Below are 21213 nucleotides of genomic sequence, written 5' to 3' on the forward strand. Positions count from 1 at the left end.
CGCTGATCTACAGCAGCCTGGAGCAGAACAACACGCAGGACCCGCTGGGTCAGACCTGGGACGCCTACAAGCACGACCCACGTTCCGTGGCGTCGGTCGCTGAGCTGTACAACACGCGCAAGAGCATCGACCACCAGCAGCTGGGGATGAACTACGAGCGCTATTTCGGTGAGGCGACGCTGCAGTTCAATCTCTACGCCGGCCAGCGCAGCGTGGTGCAGTATCTGTCGATCCCCAGGACGGTAGCCTCCAACTCCCAGCGCGGCGGTGGCGTGGTGGACTTCGACCGTGAATTCCACGGCGGCACCCTGCGCTGGATCCAGCCGGTGCAGGGCGTGCCGGGCGAGCTGACGGTCACTACCGGAGTCGACTACGACCGCAGCGAGGATGACCGCAAGGGCTTCCAGAACTTCAGTGGCGACCAGCTCGGCGTGAAGGGCGAATTGCGGCGCAACGAGAATGACATCGCCACCAGCCTCGACCCCTACGTGCAGGCGCGCTGGGAGTTGGGCAACTGGACCTTCGACGCCGGCCTGCGGCACAGCACCATGAAGATGGAAGTGGACGACCGCTACCTGGCCAACGGTGATTCCAGCGGCTCGAAGAAGTACCAGCAGAACAACCCGTCGCTGTCGGTGATGTACGCCTTCACCCCCGAGCTGCACGGCTACGTCAGCGCCGGCAAGGGCTTCGAGACTCCGACCCAGGCCGAGATGGCCTATGCGCCGGGTCTGGCCGAGAGCTTCAACTTCGGCCTCGACCCGGCCACCAGTACCCAGTACGAGATCGGCCTGAAGGCCAAGGTGGCCGGAAATACGCGGGTCAACGCGGCGATCTTCGAGATTCGCACCGACGACGAGATAGTCGTCGCCAGCTCCACCGACGGCCGCACCAGCTACCAGAACGCCGGCAAGACCCTGCGCCGCGGCTTCGAGCTGGGCGTGCAGAGCGACCTGTCCGAGCACTGGCAGGCCAATCTCGCCTATACGCGGCTGGACGCCACCTACGACGAGGACTTCGTCGAGAGCGGCGCTACCATCGAGAAGGGCAACCACCTGCCCGGCGTGCCCGGCAGCAGCCTGTTCGGCGAGCTGGTATGGAAGCCGCAGGACGGCATCAGCATGGGCTTCGAAGGCCAGTACCGCAGCAAGGTCTACGTCGAGGACAGTAACGAGGACAAGCCGGCGCCGAGTTACGCGGTATTCAACTGGCGCACCCGCTTCGAGCAGCACGTTGGCCCCTGGACCTTCCACCAGCTGGTGCGCCTGGACAACCTGCTGGATCGCCAGTACGTCGGCTCGGTGATCGTCGGCGACAGCAACGGCCGCTACTACGAGGCGGCGCCGGGGCGCTCCTGGTATGCAGGAGCGGGGCTGGAGTACCGGTTCGAGTGATGGGTGCCGTGCGGTTCGCGAGCAAGCTCGCTCCTACGAAGAGCGCCGGGCTCGACCTGTAGGAGCGAGCTTGCTCGCGAACCCGCATCCTTCCACGCCCGATCATCGTCTACGGGGAGCCATCAGCACCCGGAATCCTCTATCCTCGCGTGCTTTGCATTGAACGGGATTGGCGTGTGATGGGCAGATGGGCAATCGGGGCACTGTTGATGTGCCTGGCGGGCTGGGCTTCGGCGGCGGACCCGCTGTTCGGCAAGTACAACCATGGTGCGGCGCTCAAGGGTATCGGCGACAAGCAGGGCTTCGCCCCGTGCCTGGAGTCCACCGGCGTCACGGCGCGCTGCAAGGAGAATGTCGAGTACGCCGGCGGACGCTTCCGCCTCGCGCTGACCTTCGAGAAGCAGAAGCTGGAAGACGCCGCGCTGTATGGCGAATACAGCGATGCTTCGTACCGGCGCGTGCTCCAGCAGGTTGCCAAGAGCTACATGTTGGTGGCGATTGCCGACGACAAGAACGTCGTAGACGTCCTGGCACACACCCTGAACCCGAACCGCACCGCAGCCGACGCCAAGACCATTGGCGACTTCGAGACCCACGCCCTGCGCAACGGCACCATCACCTACCGGCTCTACGAGCAGCTCGACAAGTACATCAAGCCCGGTCTCGACGCCAAGCAGGTACTGGCATCGCTGCCGGCGAACATCCGCGTGGTCGAGGTCACGGTCAAGCGCGACGAAACCGGTGGGCTGCTGATCGTCCAGTTCGCTCGCCCGGGCCTCGATGCGAAGAAGGCCAAGCGCTGAGCTGACTCCCGTGCGCTGCGGCGCGCGCTCAGCGAGAAGCGCGCGGCCGCGAGGCCCGACGTTGCGGTGATGGTTCGGGCAGCGGGTGCACCTCGACGACCGCCGCCTGTTCCAGGCCGCTGAAGGCTTCCTTCAGCGCGCAATGGCCGGTCAGGCCGCGCTTGACCACCAGCACCGCCGCAGCCACTTCCAGCCAGCCGGAGATGCCGCCCCGGCGCACGCCCTTGCCGACGCCGGCCAGGCCTATCGCCACGGAAATCGCGCGTTCCCATCCACCGAGATTCTGTCCATTCATGCCCTGGGCCTCCTGTTCAGCGGGGACATGGCGGCACAGGGAATCCCGCGCCGCTCAGCTATTGGGAGCGGTGCGGGGCGCGCAGGTTCAGTCGAAACTACCAGCGGTGCGCGGCTCAGGCAGCGCTGCGGTACGCCGGCCGCAACTTCGCCAGCAGCGCCGCCACCACGTCCAGCGCCGAGCACAGCAGGAAATACAGCAGGGCGACGAAGAGGAAGACTTCCGTGGGGTGGACCATCACCCGGTTGCTCACCTGGGTAGCGACGAAAGACAGTTCGCCGACGCCGATCACGTAGGCCAGGGAGGTGTCCTTGATCAGCGAGACCCACTGATTCAGGAAGGACGGCAGCATGATCGGCAGCGCCTGCGGGAGGATTACCAGCGTCAGTACTTGCCGCGGACGCAGGCCCAGCGCGCGAGCGGCGTCCCACTGGCCCTTGGGCAGGCTTTCGATGCCTGCGTGCACCGAGTGCGCCAGGTAAGCGCCGCCGATCAGCGACAGTGCGCAGACCACGGTGCCCAGCGCCGGCACGTCGAAGTGGAAGACGATGGGCAGCAGGAAGTAGGTCCAGAAGATCAGCATCAGCACCGGGATCGCGCGGAAGAAACCAAGGAACGCGACAAGCAGCAGACGTGGCTTGCCACGCAGCACTGACAGCGCGATACCCAGGGCCAGGCCCATCACCGCCGAGACGATGCCGGAGGCCAGGGCCAGGAGGATGGTCAGCGCGGCGCCGCCGAGCGGGCCGTCCGGGTAGGCACCGACGAGGAAGTACGAGAGGTTGTCGTGGATGACGGAGAAGTCCATGTCAGGCTCCCTGGCGGTAGCGGCGGGTCTGCTGCAGCGCCTGGCCCAGCGCCTCGATCAGCGCGATGGCGCCGATGTACAGCAGGGTGGCGATGCCGAAGGCCTGGAAGGTCTTGAAGGTCTGCGTTTCCACCTGGCGCGACGCGTAGGACAGCTCCGCCAACCCGATGGCCATGGCCAGCGAGGAATTCTTCAGCGCGTTCATGTATTGCCCCATCAGCGGCGGCAGCGCGGTGCGCAGCGCCTGCGGCAGGATCACCCAGCGCCACACCTGGAGCGGACGCAGGCCCAGCGCCATGCCGGCTTCATGCTGTTGCGCGCTTACCGAGGCGATGCCGGCGCGGAACTCTTCGGCAATGAATGCGGTGGTGTAAAGCGTCAGGCCCCAGGCAGCGGCGAGGAATTCGAAGGATGGCCACGCCAGCCAGCCCAGCTCATGGGGTGTGTTCAGCCAGAACACGAAGTCCTCCGGCAGCAGCGCCGGCACGCCGAAGTACCAGAAGAACAGCTGCACCAGCAGTGGCGTATTGCGAAATAGCGCGAGATACGCCCGCGCAGGCCACGCCAGCCAGCGCGACTTCGCCTGCCGGGCAATGGCCAGCGGCGCGCCGAGCAGGGTGGCGACAACGCAGCAGAACAGGGAAATACCGAGGGTGAGCAGGAAGCCGTCGAGCAGCCAGCTCAGGTAGGTCGGGGCGAGCAGTTCGCCGAACATCGTCAGGGTCCATCAGCAGGCAGGAAAGGCAACGCCCCACAGGGGTGGGGCGTGCGGCGGTACGCTAGTCGGGGCGGCGATCAGCTCTTGTCGCCGATCCTGTACAGGCGGGCCAGGGGCGTCTTGGTCGTCGGGCCGAACCAGGTGTCGTAGATGGTCTGGGCCTGGCCGCCGGCTTCCAGCTCGGTGAGGCTCTGGTTGACGAACTCGGCGAGGGCCTTCTCGCCCTTGGGAATGCCGACGCCGATCAGGTCATTGGAAATGGTGAAGGGCGGCACTTCGTACTTGTCCTTGTCCGGCACGTTGGCCAGCAGGCCGATCAGCTTCGGGCCGTCCTGGGTGATGGCCTGGACCTGGCCGTTGCGCAGGGCGGTGAAGGCGAAGGGCGTATCGTCGTAGGCGATGACCTTGGCGCCGGGGAATTTCTCCCGCAGCACGCCTTCATTGACCGTGCCCTTGTCGACGCCGACGCGCCACTTGTTCAGGTCTTCCGGGGATTTCAGGCTGCCCTTGCGCACGATGAACTGCTGCCCGGAGGAGAAGTAGGGGATGCTGAAATCCACCTGCTCGGCGCGCTCGGGGGTGATGGTGAAGTTGGCCAGCACCAGGTCGACCTTGTTCGCGGTCAGCAGCGGGATACGGTTGGCGGGGTTGGTCGGCAGGACCTGCAGCTTGACGCCGAGCTTGTCGGCCAGGGCCTTGGCGTAATCCACGTCGAGGCCTTCGATCTGCTTGCTCTTGCCGTCGACGAAGCCGAACGGCGGGTTGCTGTCGAACGCGGCGACGCGCAGCACACCGGCCTTCCTGATGTCTTCCAGGCGGTCGGCGTGAGCCAGTCCGGAGAGGACGGCCAGGGCGAGGGCGGTAACGGCAGTGAGTTTCTTCATGAACATCCAGCTCCTTCTCGGGCCCCGCTCGTGCGACGGGTTCCCGTGATGATCGAGTGCGGGCCTTCGAGGGTGGGGAAAGGCCCGTTCCAGAGCGGCGGGGATGGCCCGCCGGCGAGGCCGAGTGTGGCAGCGCGGCGGTCGCGCGGAGAAGGAATGAATTGGTCTATCTAATAACCGGAAGAAATATAAAGTAACCGGTTAGATAACCATATTGCGCTAATGGCGCCATGAGCGTAGGAGCGGACTCTGTCCGCGATAGCTGCCCCCGAGGCACATCGCCACGGCTTGGAGACATCGCGGACGAAGTCCGCTCCTACGTGGCCGATACCCCTGGCTCAGGGCTTCCACCGCGCAGCACTGATATCCACCGCGCGTGGCAGGATGCGTTCGGCGAGGAACAGGTCGGCCGTGCGCTGCTGCGCGGCGATATCCGCATCCCCCACCGATTGAATGGGCGAGGGCGGCCGGTGCCTGAAGGTTTCCTCGATCACCGCCGGAGCCAGCCCGGTCACGCGCGCCATGATCGCCACGCTGCCGGGCGTGTCGCTGCGGGTCAGCGCCTCGGCCTCATTGAGAGCATCTAGCACCTGATGGATGAACGCCGGATTGGCCCCCGCGTATTCACGGCTGGACAGGTAGAACGGCCCGCTCAGGCCGACCGCCGACCCATCCGCGAGCAGACGTGCATGGCCGTCCAGCAGCAGCGCCGAGTACCACGGGTCCCAGATTGCCCAGGCATCCACCCGGCCACTCTCGAACGCGGCGCGGGCATCGGCCGGCGTCAGGTACAGCGGCTGGATGTCTTTCAGGCTCAGCCCCTCCTTCTGCAGCAACCGCAGCAGCAAGTTGTGCGAGCTGGAGCCTTTCTGGAACGCCACGCGCTTGCCTTTCAGCTCGGCGACGCTGTGGATCGGGCTGCCCTTGGGCACCACCACGGTTTCCGCCTGCGGCTTGGGCGGTTCTACGCCGACGTAGAGCAGGTCGGCGCCGGCGGCCTGGGCGAAGATCGGCGGGATGTCGCCGGTGGAGCCGAGGTCCAGGCTGCCGACGTTCAGGGCTTCGAGCATCTGCGGCCCGGCGGGAAATTCGATCCACTGGATCTGCGTCTGCGGGAAACGCTGCTCCAGCAGACCGTGCTCCTTGGCCAGCACCAGGCTGACCGAGGCCTTCTGGTAGCCGATGCGCAGTTGCGCCGGGTCCTGTGCGTGGGCTACACCCGCCACGACCAGCAGTAACCCGGCGAACAGTCGATTGAGCAGTCTCACAGGCTCATTCCTTCCAGTCGTGGGACGGTTTTTCCCAGAGGTTGATCCCACCTTCCACGGCGTGGCGATCGATCTCCGCCAGCTCCTCGGCGCTGAAGACGAGGTTGTCCAGGGCGGCGACGTTCTCGACGATCTGCTCCGGCCGGCTCGCGCCAATCAGCGCGGAAGTCACGCGGGCATCGCGCAGCACCCAGGCCAGCGCCAGTTGCGCCAGGCTCTGGCCGCGACGCTGGGCGATTTCGTTCAGGGCGCGGGCGCGACGCAGGTTGTCCTCGGACAGATGTTCCGGCCGAAGCGAGGCTCCGCCCGGCTGGTTGACCCGCGCATCGGCCGGCACACCATTCAGGTAGCGGTCGGTGAGCAGCCCTTGGGCCAGCGGCGTGAAAGCGATGACGCCACTGCCCAGCTCGTCGGTGGTGGCCAGCAGGTCCTTTTCCACCCAGCGATTGAACAGGTTGTAGGCCGGCTGGTGAATCAGCAGCGGCACCTTCCACTCCTTCAGTAGCGCGGCGAGCTCGGCGGTCTTGCCGGCGGAATAGGACGAGATGCCCACGTACAGCGCCTTGCCCTGCTGCACGGCACTGGCCAGCGCGCCGGCGGTTTCCTCCAGCGGCGTGTCCGGGTCGAAGCGGTGCGAGTAGAAGATGTCCACGTAGTCCACGCCCAGGCGCTTGAGGCTCTGGTCGAGGCTGGAGAGCAGGTACTTGCGCGAGCTGCCGCCCTGACCATAGGGGCCGGGCCACATGTCCCAGCCAGCCTTGGTGGAGATCACCAGCTCGTCGCGGTAGGCGGCGAAGTCTTCGCGCAGCAGGCGGCCGAAATTGATCTCGGCACTGCCGTAGGGCGGGCCGTAGTTGTTGGCCAGGTCGAAATGGTTGATGCCCAGGTCGAAGGCGGTGCGCAGCAGGGCGCGTTGGCGGTCCAGCGGCACGCTGTCGCCGAAGTTGTGCCACAGGCCCAGGGAGAGGGCGGGCAGCACCAGTCCGCTGCGGCCGACGCGGCGGTAGGGGACGCGCTGGTAGCGGTCAGGGTGGGCGAGGTAGGTCATGGGAGCTCCTGGGTAAGCTGAAACGGGCCGCAGAGGGGGCGGCCCGTGAATCGTCAGATCGTGTAGCGATTGGCCGGGCGTTTGAGCCCGAGGTGGTCGCGCAGGGTGCTGCCGCTGTACTCGCGGCGGAACAGCCCGCGGCGCTGCAGTTCCGGTACGACGTGGTTGGCCACGTCTTCCAGGCCGCCGGGCAGGTGCGGCACCAGTACGTTGAAGCCGTCGGCGGCGCCGCCTTCGAACCAGGCCTGGAGCTCGTCGGCGATCTGCGTCGGCGTGCCGATCAGGCTGTAGTGCCCGCGTCCGCCGGCGATGCGCCGGCCCAGCTGGGCGAGGGTGAGGTTCTCGCGCCCGGCCAATTCGGTGAGCAGCAACTGGCGGCTGCGCTGGCCGCTGTCGGTGAGCGGCAGTTCGGGCAGCGGGCCGTCCAGCGGATAGGCGGAGAGGTCGAAGTTGCCGAGCATGCGCGACAGCAGTGCGACGCCGACCTGCGGCTCCACCAGCTCCTGGAACTCCTCGAACTTCTCCTGCGCCTCGGCCTGGCTCTGGCCGACCACGACGAACACGCCGGGCATGATGCGCAGGTCGTCCGCGCTGCGGCCGAAGCGCGGCAGGCGGCCCTTGAGGTCGTTGTAGAAGTCGCGGGCGGCGGCCAGCGAGGTCTGCGCGGTGAACACCACTTCGGCAGTCTGCGCGGCCAGCTCGCGGCCGGTCTCGGAGCTGCCGGCCTGGACGATCACCGGGCGACCCTGGGGCGAGCGCGCGACGTTCAGCGGGCCCTGCACGCGGAAGTGTTCGCCCTCGTGGTTCAGCACATGCAGCTTGGCCGGCTCGTAGTACTGACCGCTGGCCTTGTCGCGGGTAAAGGCATCGTCTTCCCAGCTGTCCCACAGGCCGGTGACCACTTCATGGAATTCCCGCGCGCGGGCATAGCGCTCGGCGTGGCCGAAGTGTTCCTGGCGGTTGAAGTTCAGCGCCTCGGCGGCAGCATCGGAGGTCACCAGATTCCAGCCGGCACGGCCTGCGGAGATGTGGTCGAGGGAGGCGAATTTGCGTGCCACGTGGTACGGCTCGTTGTAGCTGGTGGTCACGGTGCCGATCACGCCGATGCGCTCGGTCACTGCCGCCAGCGCCGAGAGCAGGGTCAGCGGCTCGAAGTGATCGGAGCGCGCCATGCGGCTGGCGATATCGCCGGTGGGCGCTGCCACGCTGTCGGCAACGAAGACGGCGTCGAACTTCGCCGCTTCGGCCACCTGCGCGAGGCGCTTGTAGAGGCGGAAGTCGAGGCCGCCGTCGGCCGGCACGTCCGGGTGGCGCCACGCCGAGACGTGGTGACCGGTGGCCATGAGGAAGGCGCCAAGGGAAAGGGTGCGTGTCATGTCGGTTTTCCTGTGTGTCCGTCGGGTTGGACGCAAGGCGGCGTGGGTGTTGTTGTCGGCGGCGCCGGGGCGAGCCGGCGCCGCGAGTTGCTCAGCCTGGGGAGTGATCAGAAGTCCTTGCGCAGCTCGACGCCGAAGTAGCGGCCGTCGTCGCGCGGCACCATGCGGTAGACGTAGCTGCCGCCGGTGGCCAGCAGGGGCGAATAGGACTTGTCGGTGAGGTTCTTGCCCAGCAGGGCGACGCGCCAGCCGTCGTTGTAGTCGGCCAGGGCAATGCTGGCGCCCCACAGGCCGTAGGCGCCCTGGATGGTGTCGGGGTTCTGGCTGAGGTCGTACTGCACCTTGTCCTGCCAGCTGTAGTCGGTGCCCAGCTCCACATCCAGGCCGTTGTCCAGCGGGATGCTGTAGTCGGCGCGCACGTAGCTCTTCCAGTCCGGCGAGAAGGGCAGCGGCTTGCCGTCGACGTTGCAGGTGGCTGCCGCGCCGGCCGGGCAGGCGAAGCTGTCGATGCGCGCCTTGGTGTAGGCGACGGCGCCGGAGAACTTGAGCTGCCGGGTCGCCTGGTAGCTGAAGTCCAGCTCGGCGCCCTCGCTCTTCACCTTGCCGGCGTTGATCAGGCGGGTCACCACCTGGCCGGCGACGGTGTCGTAGAAGTTCGCCTGGTAGTTGTCGTAGACGGTGTGGAACACCGCCAGGTTGGCGGTCAGGCGGTTGTCCAGCGCGGTGGCCTTGAGGCCCGCTTCCCAGGAGTTGGAGGTCTCCGGCTTGAGCGCATCGGTGTCGCGCGGCTGCATGTTGAAGAACACGTTGTACGCCGGGCCTTTATAGCCGCGAGAGTAGGTGATGTAGCTGGTCAGCTGCTCGCTGAGGTCGTACTGCAGGCCGAGGCGGCCGGACCAGCCGTCCTCGTCGGTGGAGCCGGAGCTGGAGGTGGACGGCTGGATGCCGGTCACCGCGGTGGCCGAGGTGGAGCGGCGACGGTGGTCGTATTCCAGGTCGTCGTGGGTGTAGCGCAGGCCGGCGATGCCGCGGAAGTCGTCGGTGAAGTTCAGCGTGCTCTCGCCGAATACCGCGTAGGTGTCGCTGCGCGTGCTGTAGTCGGCGACGCCGGTGTTCTGCGCGGTGGTGGAGGTCACCACACGGCGGTAGGTCTCGTCGTCCACGGCGTGCATGTAGTACAGGCCGCCGACATATTCGAGGAACTGACCCTTGGGCGAGGCCAGGCGCAGCTCCTGGGAGTATTGATCGTAGTTCAATTCGCCCTTGTCGTGGGAGCTGGGGATACTCGCGGTGACCTGGGAAAGGCGGTCGCCATCCTGCCACTGGGTGTTGTCCCAGCCGCGCCAGGCGCTGATGGAAGTCAGGGTGTAGTCGCCCAGGTTCCAGTCCAGCTGCGCCGACAGGCCCTTGTTGGTGTCGTCGACGTGGGTGCGGTAGTCGCTGTTGATCTTGCGGTTGTCGCTGCCTGCCGTCACCGGGCGCAGGGCATTGGCGAAGGCGGCGCTGGAGGTACTGGTGATGACGCCGCTGGGGCCGTCGTCGTTGCCCTTCATGTAGTCGGCGATCAGCGTGACCTTGAGATCGTCGTTCGGAGTGATCTCGAACTTGGTGCGCGCGCCGGCACGGTTGTAGCCATTCACTTCGTGGCCGTTGTAGACGTTGTCCACGTTGCCGTCGTAGCTGCCCAGCAGGGTGGTGATGCTGGCCTTGAGCTTGCCGGGGATCAGCGTGCCGCCGATGCCGAAGCGCGTACGATTCTCGTTGCCGCCGCCGAAGTGCGAGTAGTCGATGTAGCCGGTGGTTTCATCCGGTACCTCGCGAGTGACCACGTTGAGCACGCCGGCTGAGGCGTTCTTGCCGAACAGCGTGCCCTGAGGGCCGCGCAGCACTTCGATGCGCTCGACGTCGAGCAGGTCCAGGGTCGCCTGGCCGGGACGGCCGAGCACCACACCGTCGATCACCGTCGATACGCTCGGCTCGACGCCGGGGGAGGTGGAGATGGTGCCCACGCCACGGACGAACAGCGAAGTGTCCTTGTTCGAGGCGCCGGTGCGGAAGTTCAGGGTCGGCACCTGCTGGACGATGCTCGACACGTTGTTGCGGTTGTCGCGTTCCAGCTGCTCGCCATCGATCACCGAGACGGCTACCGGGACCTTCTGCAGCGATTCCTCGCGGCGGGTGGCGGTGACGGTGACTGCCTTGAGCGTCGGTGCCGAGTCGGCGGACTGGGCGTCGCTGCCGGTGGTTTCGGCTGCCTGCACGCTGCAAGCCAGTGCGCCGATCACGCTGGCGATACCCAGGGCCAGCGCGCTGCGCCGGCCGGTGAATGGCGGACGGCCGAGCGTCCCCCGTTGTTGCGATTGCATAGCCACTCCTTCGTGCCCTGGTCCGCCCGCGGTCTGTTTGCCGGGGCGCGTTTTTCTGCGGGACTGTCACGAGCGCTCGCTCGTGCGAGTGGCTGGAATCGTTGCGGACAGTTTGTGTTGTTAGCGCTAACATCGGCGAGTATCCTGAATCGCCAGATAGATCGTCAAATAATTAAAAATTACGTTTATATTCCCGAATTGACATTACGAACCCAGCAGCCGGAGTGCCGTGTTGGCCAACCAGACACCTCGCAAGCGCCGCGGGGCAGGGCGCGTAACGCTGACAGCAGTCGCCGAGCTCGCGGGCGTATCCGYCATCAGCGTGTCGCGCTACTTCAACCAGCCGGCGCAACTGTCAGACGACCTGCGCGAGSGCATCGGCGCGGCGGTGGAGGAGTTGGGTTACGTGCCCAACCAGGTAGCCGGAGGATTGGCTTCGGCGCGGGGCAGGGTAGTGGGGATGGTGGTGCCGAACATTTCCGGGCCGATCTTCGCCGACACCATCCAGGCCTTCAGCGACACACTGGCGGCCCATGGTTACCAGTTGCTGCTGGCCTCCAGCTACTTCTCCGAGGACAAGGAAGAAAGCGCCGTACGTGCGTTCCTCGGCTGGAACCCGGCGGCGCTGGTGCTGACCAGCCACTTCCATAGCGCCGCCACCGAGAAGCTGATTTCCAGCGCGGACATGCCAGTGGTGGAGGTCTGGGATTACCAGCCCGAGCGCGCACCGCTCCAGGTCGGCTTCTCCCACTATCAGGTCGGCGTGGACGCAGTGCGCTACCTGCACGGCAAGGGCTACCGCCGCATAGCCTTCGTGCAGAACAGCGCGCCCGGCGACTTCAGCGCCCTGGACCGCCGCGATGGCTACGCCGATACCCTGCGCGAACTGGGCGGCGAACCGTGGATGTTCGTGCCCACCGAGAGCGCGCCCTTCGACGCCGGGCGGCAGGCCATGGAAGCGCTGATGGCGCGGGGTGCGCAGCGGCCGGAGGCGATCATCTTCGCCAACGACAACCTCGCCGCCGGCGGCCTGCTCGCCGGCCAACGAGCCGGGCTGAAAATTCCCGAGGATTGTGCGGTGCTGGGCTTTGGCGACTATCCCTTTGCGCCGATGCTGCTGCCTAGCCTCTCCACCATCAAGCCGCCGGCCCGCGAGATCGGCGAGATTGCCGCGCTGCGGGTGTTACAGTCCATTGGCGTGGCGTCGCTGGAAGGTGCGGTGGAGCGGCTGAACCTGCTCGGTTGTCGAGTGCTGGAGCGCGAGAGCGGTTGATCACCTGATGCCGAAAGGGGCATGAACCTGTAGGAGCGAGCTTGCTCGCGAACAAGGCCCGTGCCGTTCGGTTCGCGAGCAAGGGCTAGGCGCCCCTCGGTCCTACGAAGAGCTTAGGCGTGGCGAGCAGTTGCTCACTTCGCCAGCAGATCGATCACTTCCTGATCACTGAGCTGGTGGAAGTCCCGGTAATGATCGCCCACCGCGCGGAAGGGGGTCGGCGTATCCAGGCAGACCAGCGCATCCACTTCGTCGCGCAGCTTCTGCACGGTTTCCGCCGGGCCGACCGGCACAGCGAGGATGACCTTGTGTGGATGCTGCTCGCGCAGGCACTTGAGCGCGGCGCGCACGCTGCTGCCGGTGGCCAGGCCGTCGTCGACCACGATCAGGTCGCGGTCCTCCAGCTTCGCCGGGGCCTTGGCGCCGCGATAGAGCACGCGGCGGCGCTCCAGCTCGCGAATCTGCTCCAGCACCTGCTGCTCGAACCATTCCGGCGGCGGGTCGAAGCGTTCGAGCATCTGCTCGTCCACCACCCAGTTCGGCTCGGGGCCGTCGACGATGGCGCCCAGAGCGTATTCCTCGTTGCCCGGCGCGCCGATCTTGCGCACCAGCAGCACGTCCAGCGGCGCACCGAGGGCGCGGGCGACTTCCTTGCCCACCGGCACCCCGCCGCGGGGCAGGGCGAGCACCAATGGGTTCTCCAGCTGCATGTCGCGCAGGACCATGGCCAGCGCAACACCGGCATGGCGGCGATTGGTGTATTGCACAGAGGGCATCTGAACCTCCTTTCGCGAGTCACAGCAGCTTGTCCAGGGTAAAGGGCCGCTCGCGGATGCGTTTCCCGTTTGCAGGTTAGACGGCCTTTTTGCCGCTCGCGAGCTCCGGCGGATCGAACGGACCGGCCCGATCCGGCCGTACCAGACGCGCGCGGGTCTGCCGTGGGGTGTGAGCCGTACCCCTATCGAAGGTTCAGCAAATGCGCCTGAACGGTCGCCCCCGAGAGCCGCCGCGCCCTCGGGTTGAACATCGGCACGCCGTGTAACTCCTAGTGATAAGTCCTCCCAGAAGAGACGCTGATGAATACCCACGTCACCCGCCTCGCGGCGCCCCGCGAAATATCCGCCCAGCGCACCGTCACCTGGCACCTGACGCTGTTCATCCTGATCCTGATCGGGGCGCTGGTGGTGAGCGGCGCGGTGATGGGGCACATCGCCGCGCTGCAGGACCAGATGGCCCGCGAACAGACCAGTTTCTACGCCGACAAGGCGCTGCAGAACCGCATCGCCGAGTCCGAATCACTGATCCGCACCTATGCCTTCTGGAATGACGCCTACCGCTACCTGAATGCGCCGCTGAAGGCCGACTGGGCCTTCCAGGAAGGCAACGTCGGGCCGCTGCTCTACAGCGACAACGGCTATGAGATGGTCTGCGTGCTCAACCAGGCCGGCGAGGAATACGTGATGCGCGACGGCCAGCCGGTGCGCAGCCACTGCACCAGCGAGATGCCGGTGAACCTCGATGAGCTGCGCGACGCTGCGACCGTCGCCGCACGGCGTAGCGGGGCGGTAACGCGTTACGTCGCTTTCGCTGGCCAGCCGGCCATCCTGACAGCCGCGCTGGTGCGGCCGACCCGCGATAATCCGCCGCTGGACGGCCCACTGATGATCTTCGTCGACAGCCTGACCCCGGCCAAGCTGCAGAAGATGGCGCGGGACTTCGGCCTGAGCGGGCTGCAGGTGCGCGCCGACGACGTACGCATCAGCGATGGCAACGCCGTCGACCTGAGCGATTCCGGCTTCGAGATGAGCTGGCGAACGCCCACGCCCGGTAGCGACATGTTGCGCCGGCTGGTAGGCGCCTGGGCTGCCGTGGTGGTGCTGGTGTTCATCTTCCTGGTCTGGCTGATCCGCGCCTCGCTGGCCAACGCACGGGTGGTGGACCATTACCAGCGCAGCCTGAAGACCTCCAACCAGGCCCTGGAAACCAGCGAACAGCGCTTCAAGGCGGTGGCCGAGTCCAGTTCCGACTGGATCTGGGAGACCGATGACAACCATCGGCTGACCTACCTCTCGGCGCGCTTCGAATCCCTCACCGGCTACCGCATCGACGACTGGCTGGGGCGGCGCATCGACGACCTGATCAGCTGTGACACCACCAGCCTGATCGCCTGGCTGGAGAAGATTCCCCAGGAAGGCCATTCCACCACCCTGACCTGCGGTTTCCGCGACGCCCATGGGCTGCGCCGGATCTGCAAGTTCACCGCCTCCGGCGCCGGCGGGCGCGGCTATCGCGGCACCAGTGCGGACATCACCCAGGAAGTCGAGGCCCACGCACGCATCCAGCACCTGTCGCTGCATGACGCTCTCACCGGGCTGCCCAACCGCACCAAGCTCGCCAGTTTCATGGACGACCTGCTGGGCAGCGCCCGCGAGCAGCAGATGGCGGTGCTGATGCTCGACCTGGACCGCTTCAAGCCGATCAACGACACCCTCGGCCACCCGGTCGGCGACGCCGTATTGCAGATAGTTGCCGAACGTCTGCGCGACTCGATCCGCGGCGAGGACCTGGTGGCACGCCTGGGCGGCGACGAGTTCGTCATCGTCGACAGCCAGTCCCAGGGCCGCGAGGACGCCGAAGCCTTCTGCCGGCGCCTGGTGAGCCTGATCAACCAGCCCATCGAGTACAACGGCAACCTGCTCAACGTCGGCACCAGCATCGGCATCGTCCTCTCCGGTGACGCCAGCGGTGATGCGCAGAACCTGCTGCGCTGTGCCGACGTCGCCATGTACGAAGCCAAGACCGCCGGCCGCAACGCCTGGCGCTTCTACACCGACAGCATGGACCGCCAGCTACTGGCAAAAAAACAGAGCGAGACCGAGTTGCGCAGCGCCCTGCGCCAGGGTCAGCTGGAGCTGTATTACCAGCCGCGCTATCGGGTCGGCGACCTGGCTATCGTTTCCGCCGAGGCACTGTTGCGCTGGAATCACCCCTCGCGTGGTCTGGTCGGGCCGAACGAGTTCATCAAGCTGGCGGAGGAGAGCGACCTGATCGTCGATATCGGCGAGTGGGTGCTGCGCGTTGCCTGCCAGGAGGCGGCCGGCTGGCCGGAATCGATGCTGGTGTCGGTGAACATCTCGCCTACCCAGTTCGCCCATGCCGACATCGTCGGCCAGGTGAAGCAGGCGCTGATGGAGTCCGGCCTGGCGGCGGAGCGGCTGGAACTGGAAGTCACCGAGAACACCATGCTGCACGACGTCGAATGCGCGCTGCTGACCATGCAGGCACTCAAGGACCTGGGCGTGAAGCTGAACATGGACGACTTCGGCACCGGCTATTCGTCCCTGGGCTACCTGCGTTCCTACCCGTTCGACAGCATCAAGATCGACCGGCGCTTCGTCGCCACCCTCGATACCACCGGCCGCGATCGCTCCATCGTCCAGGCCATCATCGGCCTGGGCAAGGCGCTGAACCTGGCGGTGACCGCCGAGGGCGTGGAGACGGAAGGGCAGCTGCGCATCCTTGAGGATGAGCAGTGTGGCGAGGTGCAGGGCTTCCTGTTCAGTGAGGCAGTGGACCGGGACAGCCTGGCACGACTGATTGCTCAGGCGCGCAAACCGGACGACGGCGAAAACTCTGTGTCTCGTGAAGAAATCTGAATTAAACCGGCAGGCAGTGTGCGCAGGACAAAAAGAAGGCCCCGTCGGAAAGGGGCCAGGGGAAAACAGGAATCACCTTCACCCTAACAGCCTGAAGAGTCCTGCCAAGCAACTTGTCGGTCTAGGCCGCTTCGCCTGGAGGCATAACGCCTGTCTGCAGGGGCAAGGGAGGATCGACAAGCAGGGAAACACCCGTTTTCGAGAAGAATCCGACATTGCGCGAGGATGGTTCTTACATATTGCAGGGCGTAATCCCGACATTATCTCCCTACTTCATCCGCTCACTCCGGGAGATTCCACATGCAGATCCATCAAGGCGACAGCAAGGTTGGCGACGTGTTGACCCTCAATATCCTGCAAGGCGAGGCCGGCGAGCGGATGATGCAGTTGCTGCTGACCCAGGGCATCGAGATAGAGGTGAAGGCTATTTCCGAAAAGGCTGTCACCCTGATCGTGCGGGCACCCGGCGGAATGATGATCGTCGAGGAACTTGCCGCCAGCTGATCACTGATTCCAGTGACGCTTTCGGGCATCCTGCATCGCTGAAACCGGCGCTTCGGGCATTCTGCTAAGGCTAATCTGCCATCACCTGCAGGACGGAGCGCTCTGGCATGGGCCTGTCTGCGGGCGCCCAGTCGAGGCGCGAAACTTGCTGCGTTTCCCGCCTCGACACGGGAGACGGACGACATGCAAACACTCGACAACAAGATGGTGCTGGTCCTCGAAGAAAAACCCGATCAGCTCCAGCGCCTTGAGCATCACCTGCTCGGCCAGGGACATGCGGTCATCAGCGCGATGAGCGAAGAAGAAGCCATTGAGCACCTGGTGTCCTCCTCGGTTATCGACCTGTTCCTCATCGACGAACAACTCACCGGCCCGTTGACCGGCGCCGCCCTCATCGAGGCGTGCCTGCCGCTTCGGCCACGCATGCGCGTGCTGGTGCTGTCGCCCTGGGCGGAGGAGGGGGAGGAGGATGCACCCTATCCGATCCTCTCGAAATCGGCCGACCTGGAAGAGCTGGAAGGCGCGATCCAGCGCACCTTCAGTCGCCCGCCGGTGCAGCCCTGGCTGCTCAACTGAGCTATTGCCGCCGATTCACTCCAGGAGCCCGGTCATGCATGCCTATCTGATTCGCTACAGCCGCGACGGCCAGCCGATGAGCACCGTGCTGCGCCAGGAAAACCTCAGTCGGGCGCAGGCCCAGGCATTCGTCCGGGCACTACATGGCCCGGTGGGGCATGATTCGCGTGCGGATATCCATGTCAGCGAAGTGCTCCGCACCAGCTAAGTAGAAGCGCCCTGCACTCAATAGCAGCGTCCTTCAGTGCGCGCGGGCAATGAAAAACGGCACCTGTCCCGGGGTGCCGTTTTCGTCGTGCGGGGTTTTTCAGGGATTCTGTAAGCCGCCCCGGCGGTCAGTCGCTGCTGGCGTGGCTACGTTGACCACCCTTGCGCCCGGCGATGGAGGCGCGCGCCGGGTCATTCTTGAAATTGCCTCCGCTTTGCTGGCCGCCTTTCCTGCCAGCTTCGGATGCCCGCTGCGGATCTTCCGCGAAGTTACCTTTGCCACCTCTGTGTTCGGCCATGGTGATTTCCTCCGTGGGTGATAAATGGGCGAATGCAGGGCATTCCCTTTATCCGAAACAAATCATCCGGGGGTGTTCGACTCTTTTTCAGAACGATGAGGCATGGCGCGGGCAGAATCCCGTTATATGGCGCCGCAATGCTCTTCGTAGGACCGAGGGGGACGCCTGGTCCTTGCTCGCGAACCGCGCAGGCCCTGACGTCAGACCACGCGCTTGCGCAAGCGGGCAATCAGCTTCTGCCGTTGCTCGGCATCCGCCTCCCAGACCTTGCCATCCAGGGCATGGCAGATCAGCCAGATTTCCTCGTTGTTGAGCATTACTGCGCCGCCACCGGCTTCAGCGCGCCTTTTGCGGTAGGCGGCCTGCTTCTCGGCGTTGCTCAACGCACCTTCCTTGCGTGGGCGGCCCTTGCGCGGTGGTTCGAAGGCATCGCGAGTGGCTCTGTCCTTGGTGTCTTTCATGGAGTCCCCCTTGCATAGGTAACGCGTTACTTGAAACGAGCATTCGCAATGGTAACGCGTTACTGTTATGCCGCCTATAGCGCGTTGGAATGGCGCGCTGGAAAACTGCCGCAAGCCTAGTGCCACACGAGATGGCGCCTGGAAACAGGCGCGGAGGAGGGGAGTGATGCACCTTGCCGCTACGCTGGTCGGCTGAAGCCGCGTCAGTCGTCGGTTATCAGCTTGCCCGGGTGAAATAAGGGCTATTCCTGCATAGCTCGACGAGCAACGGAGGCAAACATGGATCGACTACGGAAGGTGCTGCTGGCCTCGGCATTCCACGAGACCTGCATCGTCGAAGTCCTGCGTGACGCAGCTGCCCAGGCAGCCTCACCGGCGACCGTCACGGCATTGCTGGCGGCGGCGCATATCCTGGAAAACGACGCCGAAATCCTCCTGCATGCAGCCCATCGCATCGACCTGGTGCTGCATCATCCGGCAGCCGTCAACGGCAGCATTTCCCTGGTCGTGATGGACTGACGCGGCTCAGGCGCGGGATTTGCCCAGACGCACATCGCTGATCGTGATGCCACAAGCCTCCAGCCAGGATTCCACCTCGGCGGCGGAATTCAGCGGTCGCGGCTGCAAGGGAAACTCGCGAACATAGATGGAGAAGGCAATCGCCTTGATGTGCGGGATGCTGCGCGCCTGCATCAGCAGGCTGCGCTCCTCGCCGTTGATTCGATAATCGATGAGCCACTGCATGGTCGGTGAACGTCCCTGGCAGAGCCGACCTGCGTAAAGGCAACCCCTAGGGTAGCGCCTGGATCGCGGGTGACAACCAGAATGGCGCATTCGGACGACCGCCCGGCGGGCAGGGGCATCAAGATAGTAACGCGTTACCGAAATTTGGTTTTATTATTGGTAACGCGTTGCCATTGCGGCACTGGGCCAGTCGCTGCCGGCAGGGGGAGGGCAGGCACTCATGCTGATCAGCCTCCGCAAGGACATTCGGAATCAGTCTGGGGTGGAGCACAGCATGCCGGATGAGCGACTATTCAAAATCCCAATCCGCTATCGCAATCAATCGATGAAGATTTTCGCCAGCCTCCGCCAGCTACTTGAGCAACTGGATTCACTGCAGGACAACGATCTCGTCTGGCTTCCCGAAAAGCTCCCGGCATTGGATAGAGCAGGGGACTTGGATGTGCTGTTGGGGGCAGATGCCCGGTTTCTGAGCGCACCTGCCGAGGCGCCGCCGCGCCTGGGTTATCGCCTGTGGCTGGACGTGAATGGGCTACGGCAGATAGCGACTGGCCTGGTGCCGGGATACTCGGCCCAAGACCTGCTGGCAGCTCTGCAAGCTCATCTGGGGCGCGAAAGCTGGGACGAGGCGCCAACGGAGGAGCCGCCGCTTCTGGCCTTGCCGGAGTTCACCAATCCTGCGGCGCAGCTGGACTGGTGGCTGGCTTGCGCAAGGGCCTACGCCGATCTGTGGGGCGAACGAGCACGGCTGACGCCGTCCAGCCGTGCGGAGCTGTTCGCTCTTGAGCAGCGCCTGGGTTGTTCGCTACCGACTGTGCTGCGGGATTATCACCTGCGTATTGGCGCCCTGGAGCTGAGCGAAAGATTGTGCAGCGTCACGCCCGCGGAGTTTGCCAGCATCGAACCACTGATAGAGGCTTATCCGGGCATCGCCGATATTCTCGAAGGGCAGCCCGACGCGGAGTCGCAATGGTCGCTGGCCAATGAGCTGGTCGTCTTTGGCGACTATCTCGGCAATGGCAACCTGTGGTGTTTTCATCGGCAAACCGGCGAGGTCTGGTATTTCGACCATGACTCGCCGCCCATGCTTGCGCGCCTGTTCAAGGACGTCGGGGACTATCTCGATGCGCTGATGTTCAAGTGCCTGCTGGAGATTCACCAGCGGGACGACGACAGCGAGCAGCTACTGCGCCAACAGTTGGGCGACGCCGTCATCGATAAATGGATGTATTGAAAAGGAAAGATCAGGACCGGCCGCATCTCGCTGGCCAGGGGCCTGTACAAGGAGCAGTAAGGTGAAGGCAGAAATCATTGGCTATGAACCGGAAATCGAAACCCTCGCGGCATTCGTCGAAGGCCGTATCTCGGGGGCTGAGGTGGACGCTGCATTGAAGCAGGAACGCATGCGCTCGCTGCTCGCCGTCTTCGTGGATGCGAAGTACCCGGCCAGCTCGGACTTCAACCGGAAGCTGGACGTGCAGGACCGAAGCTCCCTGGGCGGGCTGGTGAACTCGGAGGGGTTCATCCAGCAATTCCTGGAGCTGGCCTCGGTCGAGTTCAAGCCCGAATGCCCGCACGGAAAACTCTACAGCCTGCTGCTGACCATCCAGCCGGCCTGGCTCGATCTCGATCCCGAATTCGTGCAGGAACACGTTCTGCCAAGGGAGGCCGGGCTCAGCAAGACTGAAAGAACGCGCAGAGCCAAGGCGCGGATCAAGGAATTGTTCCAATGCGCCGGCAAGCCGCCATCGTGGATTCAGAATCCCGAATGGCCCATGCATGCAGACGTACCCGCGGTCTTCATCGGGCAGATGCCGATCAAGGCGCCGGAACTGTTCCATGACGATGGCGTGGCGTATCTGTTCTTCGACAAAGCGAGCGGGCAGTTCGAAACCGTCACTCAGTTCTATTGATGGGAAAGTCCAGAAAGCTGTGGCGCAGCCTGAGAAAGGCTGCGCGCAGAGCTTCCAAACACTCAGCTCACCCCTGACGCTCTTATCCTTAACTTCGCATAATGTATATTATGTTAAACCAGGTGCTATGTCTCAGATGTTCATGAGCAACGTAAGGTCCTGATTCGACGATTCCCTCCTCAGTAGCCATGCTTACCAACGGGCCATGATCGGTTTGTTCATGATCGCATGCATGAGGTCGCCATCAATGAAGCTCATCCAGTGCCGTCTCTCTTCAGGCCAACGAATACCGCTACTGGTACAGGATGGTCCTGCTGCACCGTTACCCGTGCTCGTCCCATTCCTCTATGTTCAGATCCAGCTCAAGCACCGCGCCTATAACACCGCTGCCGCCCACTTGCGCGCGATCCAGGCCTTTTATATCTACGCCGAAGGTCGGGGCCTGGATGCCGATGAGGCGATTTTGGAATGCCGCTTTGAAGCCATCCTGTCCTTGCTGGACGGTTACTCTGTCTGGCTGCTGGGCGGTCGACGAGCCGACAACGTGGTTGGCCGGATTGGTACTGCTGATCAGTCTTTGTTCCCCTGGATTGATCTGCGCACCCGTGACCAGTACCTGG

General features: G+C 64.7%; 22 protein-coding genes and 1 pseudogene. 11 read left to right on the forward strand and 12 right to left on the reverse strand.

Annotated elements, in window-relative coordinates:
• On the forward strand, nucleotides 1–1394 hold a 1394-nt coding region (locus tag QO207_RS30030), incomplete at its 5' end, for a TonB-dependent receptor (protein ID WP_301535894.1).
• 179 nt (nucleotides 1395–1573) lie between these two features.
• Nucleotides 1574–2197, forward strand: a complete 624-nt coding sequence (locus QO207_RS30035) for a hypothetical protein (protein ID WP_301535895.1) — start codon at nucleotides 1574–1576, stop codon at nucleotides 2195–2197.
• A 28-nt stretch (nucleotides 2198–2225) separates the two neighbouring features.
• Here the strand turns inward: QO207_RS30035 and QO207_RS30040 are convergent, their stop codons facing one another.
• From QO207_RS30040 to QO207_RS30075, 8 genes are all read right to left on the reverse strand, one after another.
• Nucleotides 2226–2492, reverse strand: coding sequence for a DUF2892 domain-containing protein (locus QO207_RS30040; RefSeq protein ID WP_301535896.1), 267 nt, complete (start codon nucleotides 2490–2492; stop codon nucleotides 2226–2228).
• Between the two features lie 115 nt (nucleotides 2493–2607).
• Nucleotides 2608–3300: an amino acid ABC transporter permease gene (locus tag QO207_RS30045; RefSeq protein WP_301535897.1), complete on the reverse strand. Its 693-nt coding sequence runs from the start codon at nucleotides 3298–3300 to the stop codon at nucleotides 2608–2610.
• 1 nt (nucleotide 3301) lies between these two features.
• Entirely contained in the window at nucleotides 3302–4015 is a 714-nt protein-coding gene (locus tag QO207_RS30050) for an amino acid ABC transporter permease (protein ID WP_301535898.1), read from the reverse strand.
• A gap of 80 nt (nucleotides 4016–4095) precedes the next feature.
• Nucleotides 4096–4902 (reverse strand): ABC transporter substrate-binding protein, encoded by an 807-nt coding sequence (locus QO207_RS30055; RefSeq protein WP_301535899.1) that lies wholly within the window; start codon nucleotides 4900–4902, stop codon nucleotides 4096–4098.
• Between the two features lie 338 nt (nucleotides 4903–5240).
• A complete protein-coding gene (locus QO207_RS30060; protein ID WP_367620494.1) occupies nucleotides 5241–6152 on the reverse strand; it encodes a sulfonate ABC transporter substrate-binding protein in 912 nt (303 codons plus the stop codon).
• 22 nt (nucleotides 6153–6174) lie between these two features.
• Nucleotides 6175–7218 carry an L-glyceraldehyde 3-phosphate reductase gene (gene mgrA / locus QO207_RS30065; RefSeq protein WP_301535900.1) on the reverse strand — a complete coding sequence of 348 codons (1044 nt, stop codon included), beginning with the start codon at nucleotides 7216–7218 and terminating at the stop codon, nucleotides 6175–6177.
• A gap of 53 nt (nucleotides 7219–7271) precedes the next feature.
• A complete protein-coding gene (locus QO207_RS30070; RefSeq protein ID WP_301535901.1) occupies nucleotides 7272–8594 on the reverse strand; it encodes an LLM class flavin-dependent oxidoreductase in 1323 nt (440 codons plus the stop codon).
• A gap of 107 nt (nucleotides 8595–8701) precedes the next feature.
• Complete coding sequence (locus QO207_RS30075; protein ID WP_301535915.1) at nucleotides 8702–10888, reverse strand: TonB-dependent receptor; 2187 nt, start codon at nucleotides 10886–10888, stop codon at nucleotides 8702–8704.
• Nucleotides 10889–11192: 304 nt separating this feature from the next.
• Here QO207_RS30075 and QO207_RS30080 point away from each other — a divergent pair, with 304 nt between their 5' ends.
• Nucleotides 11193–12233 (forward strand): LacI family DNA-binding transcriptional regulator, encoded by a 1041-nt coding sequence (locus QO207_RS30080; RefSeq protein ID WP_301535902.1) that lies wholly within the window; start codon nucleotides 11193–11195, stop codon nucleotides 12231–12233.
• A 134-nt stretch (nucleotides 12234–12367) separates the two neighbouring features.
• Here the strand turns inward: QO207_RS30080 and QO207_RS30085 are convergent, their stop codons facing one another.
• Nucleotides 12368–13009, reverse strand: a complete 642-nt coding sequence (locus tag QO207_RS30085; RefSeq protein WP_301535903.1) for a phosphoribosyltransferase — start codon at nucleotides 13007–13009, stop codon at nucleotides 12368–12370.
• Between the two features lie 300 nt (nucleotides 13010–13309).
• On the opposite strand from QO207_RS30085, the gene QO207_RS30090 reads away from it, so the two are divergent.
• The 4 genes from QO207_RS30090 (at nucleotide 13310) to QO207_RS30105 (ending at nucleotide 17177) form a co-directional block, all read left to right on the forward strand.
• Nucleotides 13310–15889: an EAL domain-containing protein gene (locus tag QO207_RS30090; RefSeq protein ID WP_301535904.1), complete on the forward strand. Its 2580-nt coding sequence runs from the start codon at nucleotides 13310–13312 to the stop codon at nucleotides 15887–15889.
• Nucleotides 15890–16189: 300 nt separating this feature from the next.
• Entirely contained in the window at nucleotides 16190–16393 is a 204-nt protein-coding gene (locus tag QO207_RS30095; protein WP_301535905.1) for a hypothetical protein, read from the forward strand.
• Nucleotides 16394–16576: 183 nt separating this feature from the next.
• Nucleotides 16577–16969: a response regulator gene (locus tag QO207_RS30100; RefSeq protein WP_301535906.1), complete on the forward strand. Its 393-nt coding sequence runs from the start codon at nucleotides 16577–16579 to the stop codon at nucleotides 16967–16969.
• Between the two features lie 34 nt (nucleotides 16970–17003).
• Entirely contained in the window at nucleotides 17004–17177 is a 174-nt protein-coding gene (locus QO207_RS30105; protein WP_301535907.1) for a hypothetical protein, read from the forward strand.
• Nucleotides 17178–17304: 127 nt separating this feature from the next.
• On the opposite strand, the gene QO207_RS30110 is transcribed toward QO207_RS30105, so the two are convergent.
• Both QO207_RS30110 and QO207_RS30115 read right to left on the reverse strand, forming a co-directional pair.
• Entirely contained in the window at nucleotides 17305–17475 is a 171-nt protein-coding gene (locus QO207_RS30110; protein WP_301535908.1) for a general stress protein, read from the reverse strand.
• Between the two features lie 200 nt (nucleotides 17476–17675).
• Nucleotides 17676–17936, reverse strand: a complete 261-nt coding sequence (locus QO207_RS30115; protein ID WP_301535909.1) for a hypothetical protein — start codon at nucleotides 17934–17936, stop codon at nucleotides 17676–17678.
• Nucleotides 17937–18215: 279 nt separating this feature from the next.
• Here QO207_RS30115 and QO207_RS30120 point away from each other — a divergent pair, with 279 nt between their 5' ends.
• Nucleotides 18216–18455 (forward strand): hypothetical protein, encoded by a 240-nt coding sequence (locus QO207_RS30120; protein WP_301535910.1) that lies wholly within the window; start codon nucleotides 18216–18218, stop codon nucleotides 18453–18455.
• A gap of 6 nt (nucleotides 18456–18461) precedes the next feature.
• On the opposite strand, the gene QO207_RS30125 is transcribed toward QO207_RS30120, so the two are convergent.
• Nucleotides 18462–18680: a hypothetical protein gene (locus QO207_RS30125; protein WP_301535911.1), complete on the reverse strand. Its 219-nt coding sequence runs from the start codon at nucleotides 18678–18680 to the stop codon at nucleotides 18462–18464.
• Nucleotides 18681–18900: 220 nt separating this feature from the next.
• Between QO207_RS30125 and QO207_RS30130 the strand changes: the two genes are divergently transcribed.
• The 3 genes and pseudogenes from QO207_RS30130 to QO207_RS30140 form a co-directional block, all read left to right on the forward strand.
• Complete coding sequence (locus QO207_RS30130; RefSeq protein ID WP_301535912.1) at nucleotides 18901–19914, forward strand: SMI1/KNR4 family protein; 1014 nt, start codon at nucleotides 18901–18903, stop codon at nucleotides 19912–19914.
• A gap of 61 nt (nucleotides 19915–19975) precedes the next feature.
• The gene (locus QO207_RS30135) at nucleotides 19976–20593 is read left to right on the forward strand and encodes a hypothetical protein (RefSeq protein ID WP_301535913.1); all 618 of its coding nucleotides are present in this window, start codon (nucleotides 19976–19978) and stop codon (nucleotides 20591–20593) included.
• A 247-nt stretch (nucleotides 20594–20840) separates the two neighbouring features.
• Nucleotides 20841–21213, forward strand: a pseudogene (locus QO207_RS30140) (site-specific integrase); the annotation flags it as partial.

The organism is Pseudomonas sp. CAN1 (genome assembly GCF_030462585.1).
GTDB lineage: Bacteria > Pseudomonadota > Gammaproteobacteria > Pseudomonadales > Pseudomonadaceae > Pseudomonas.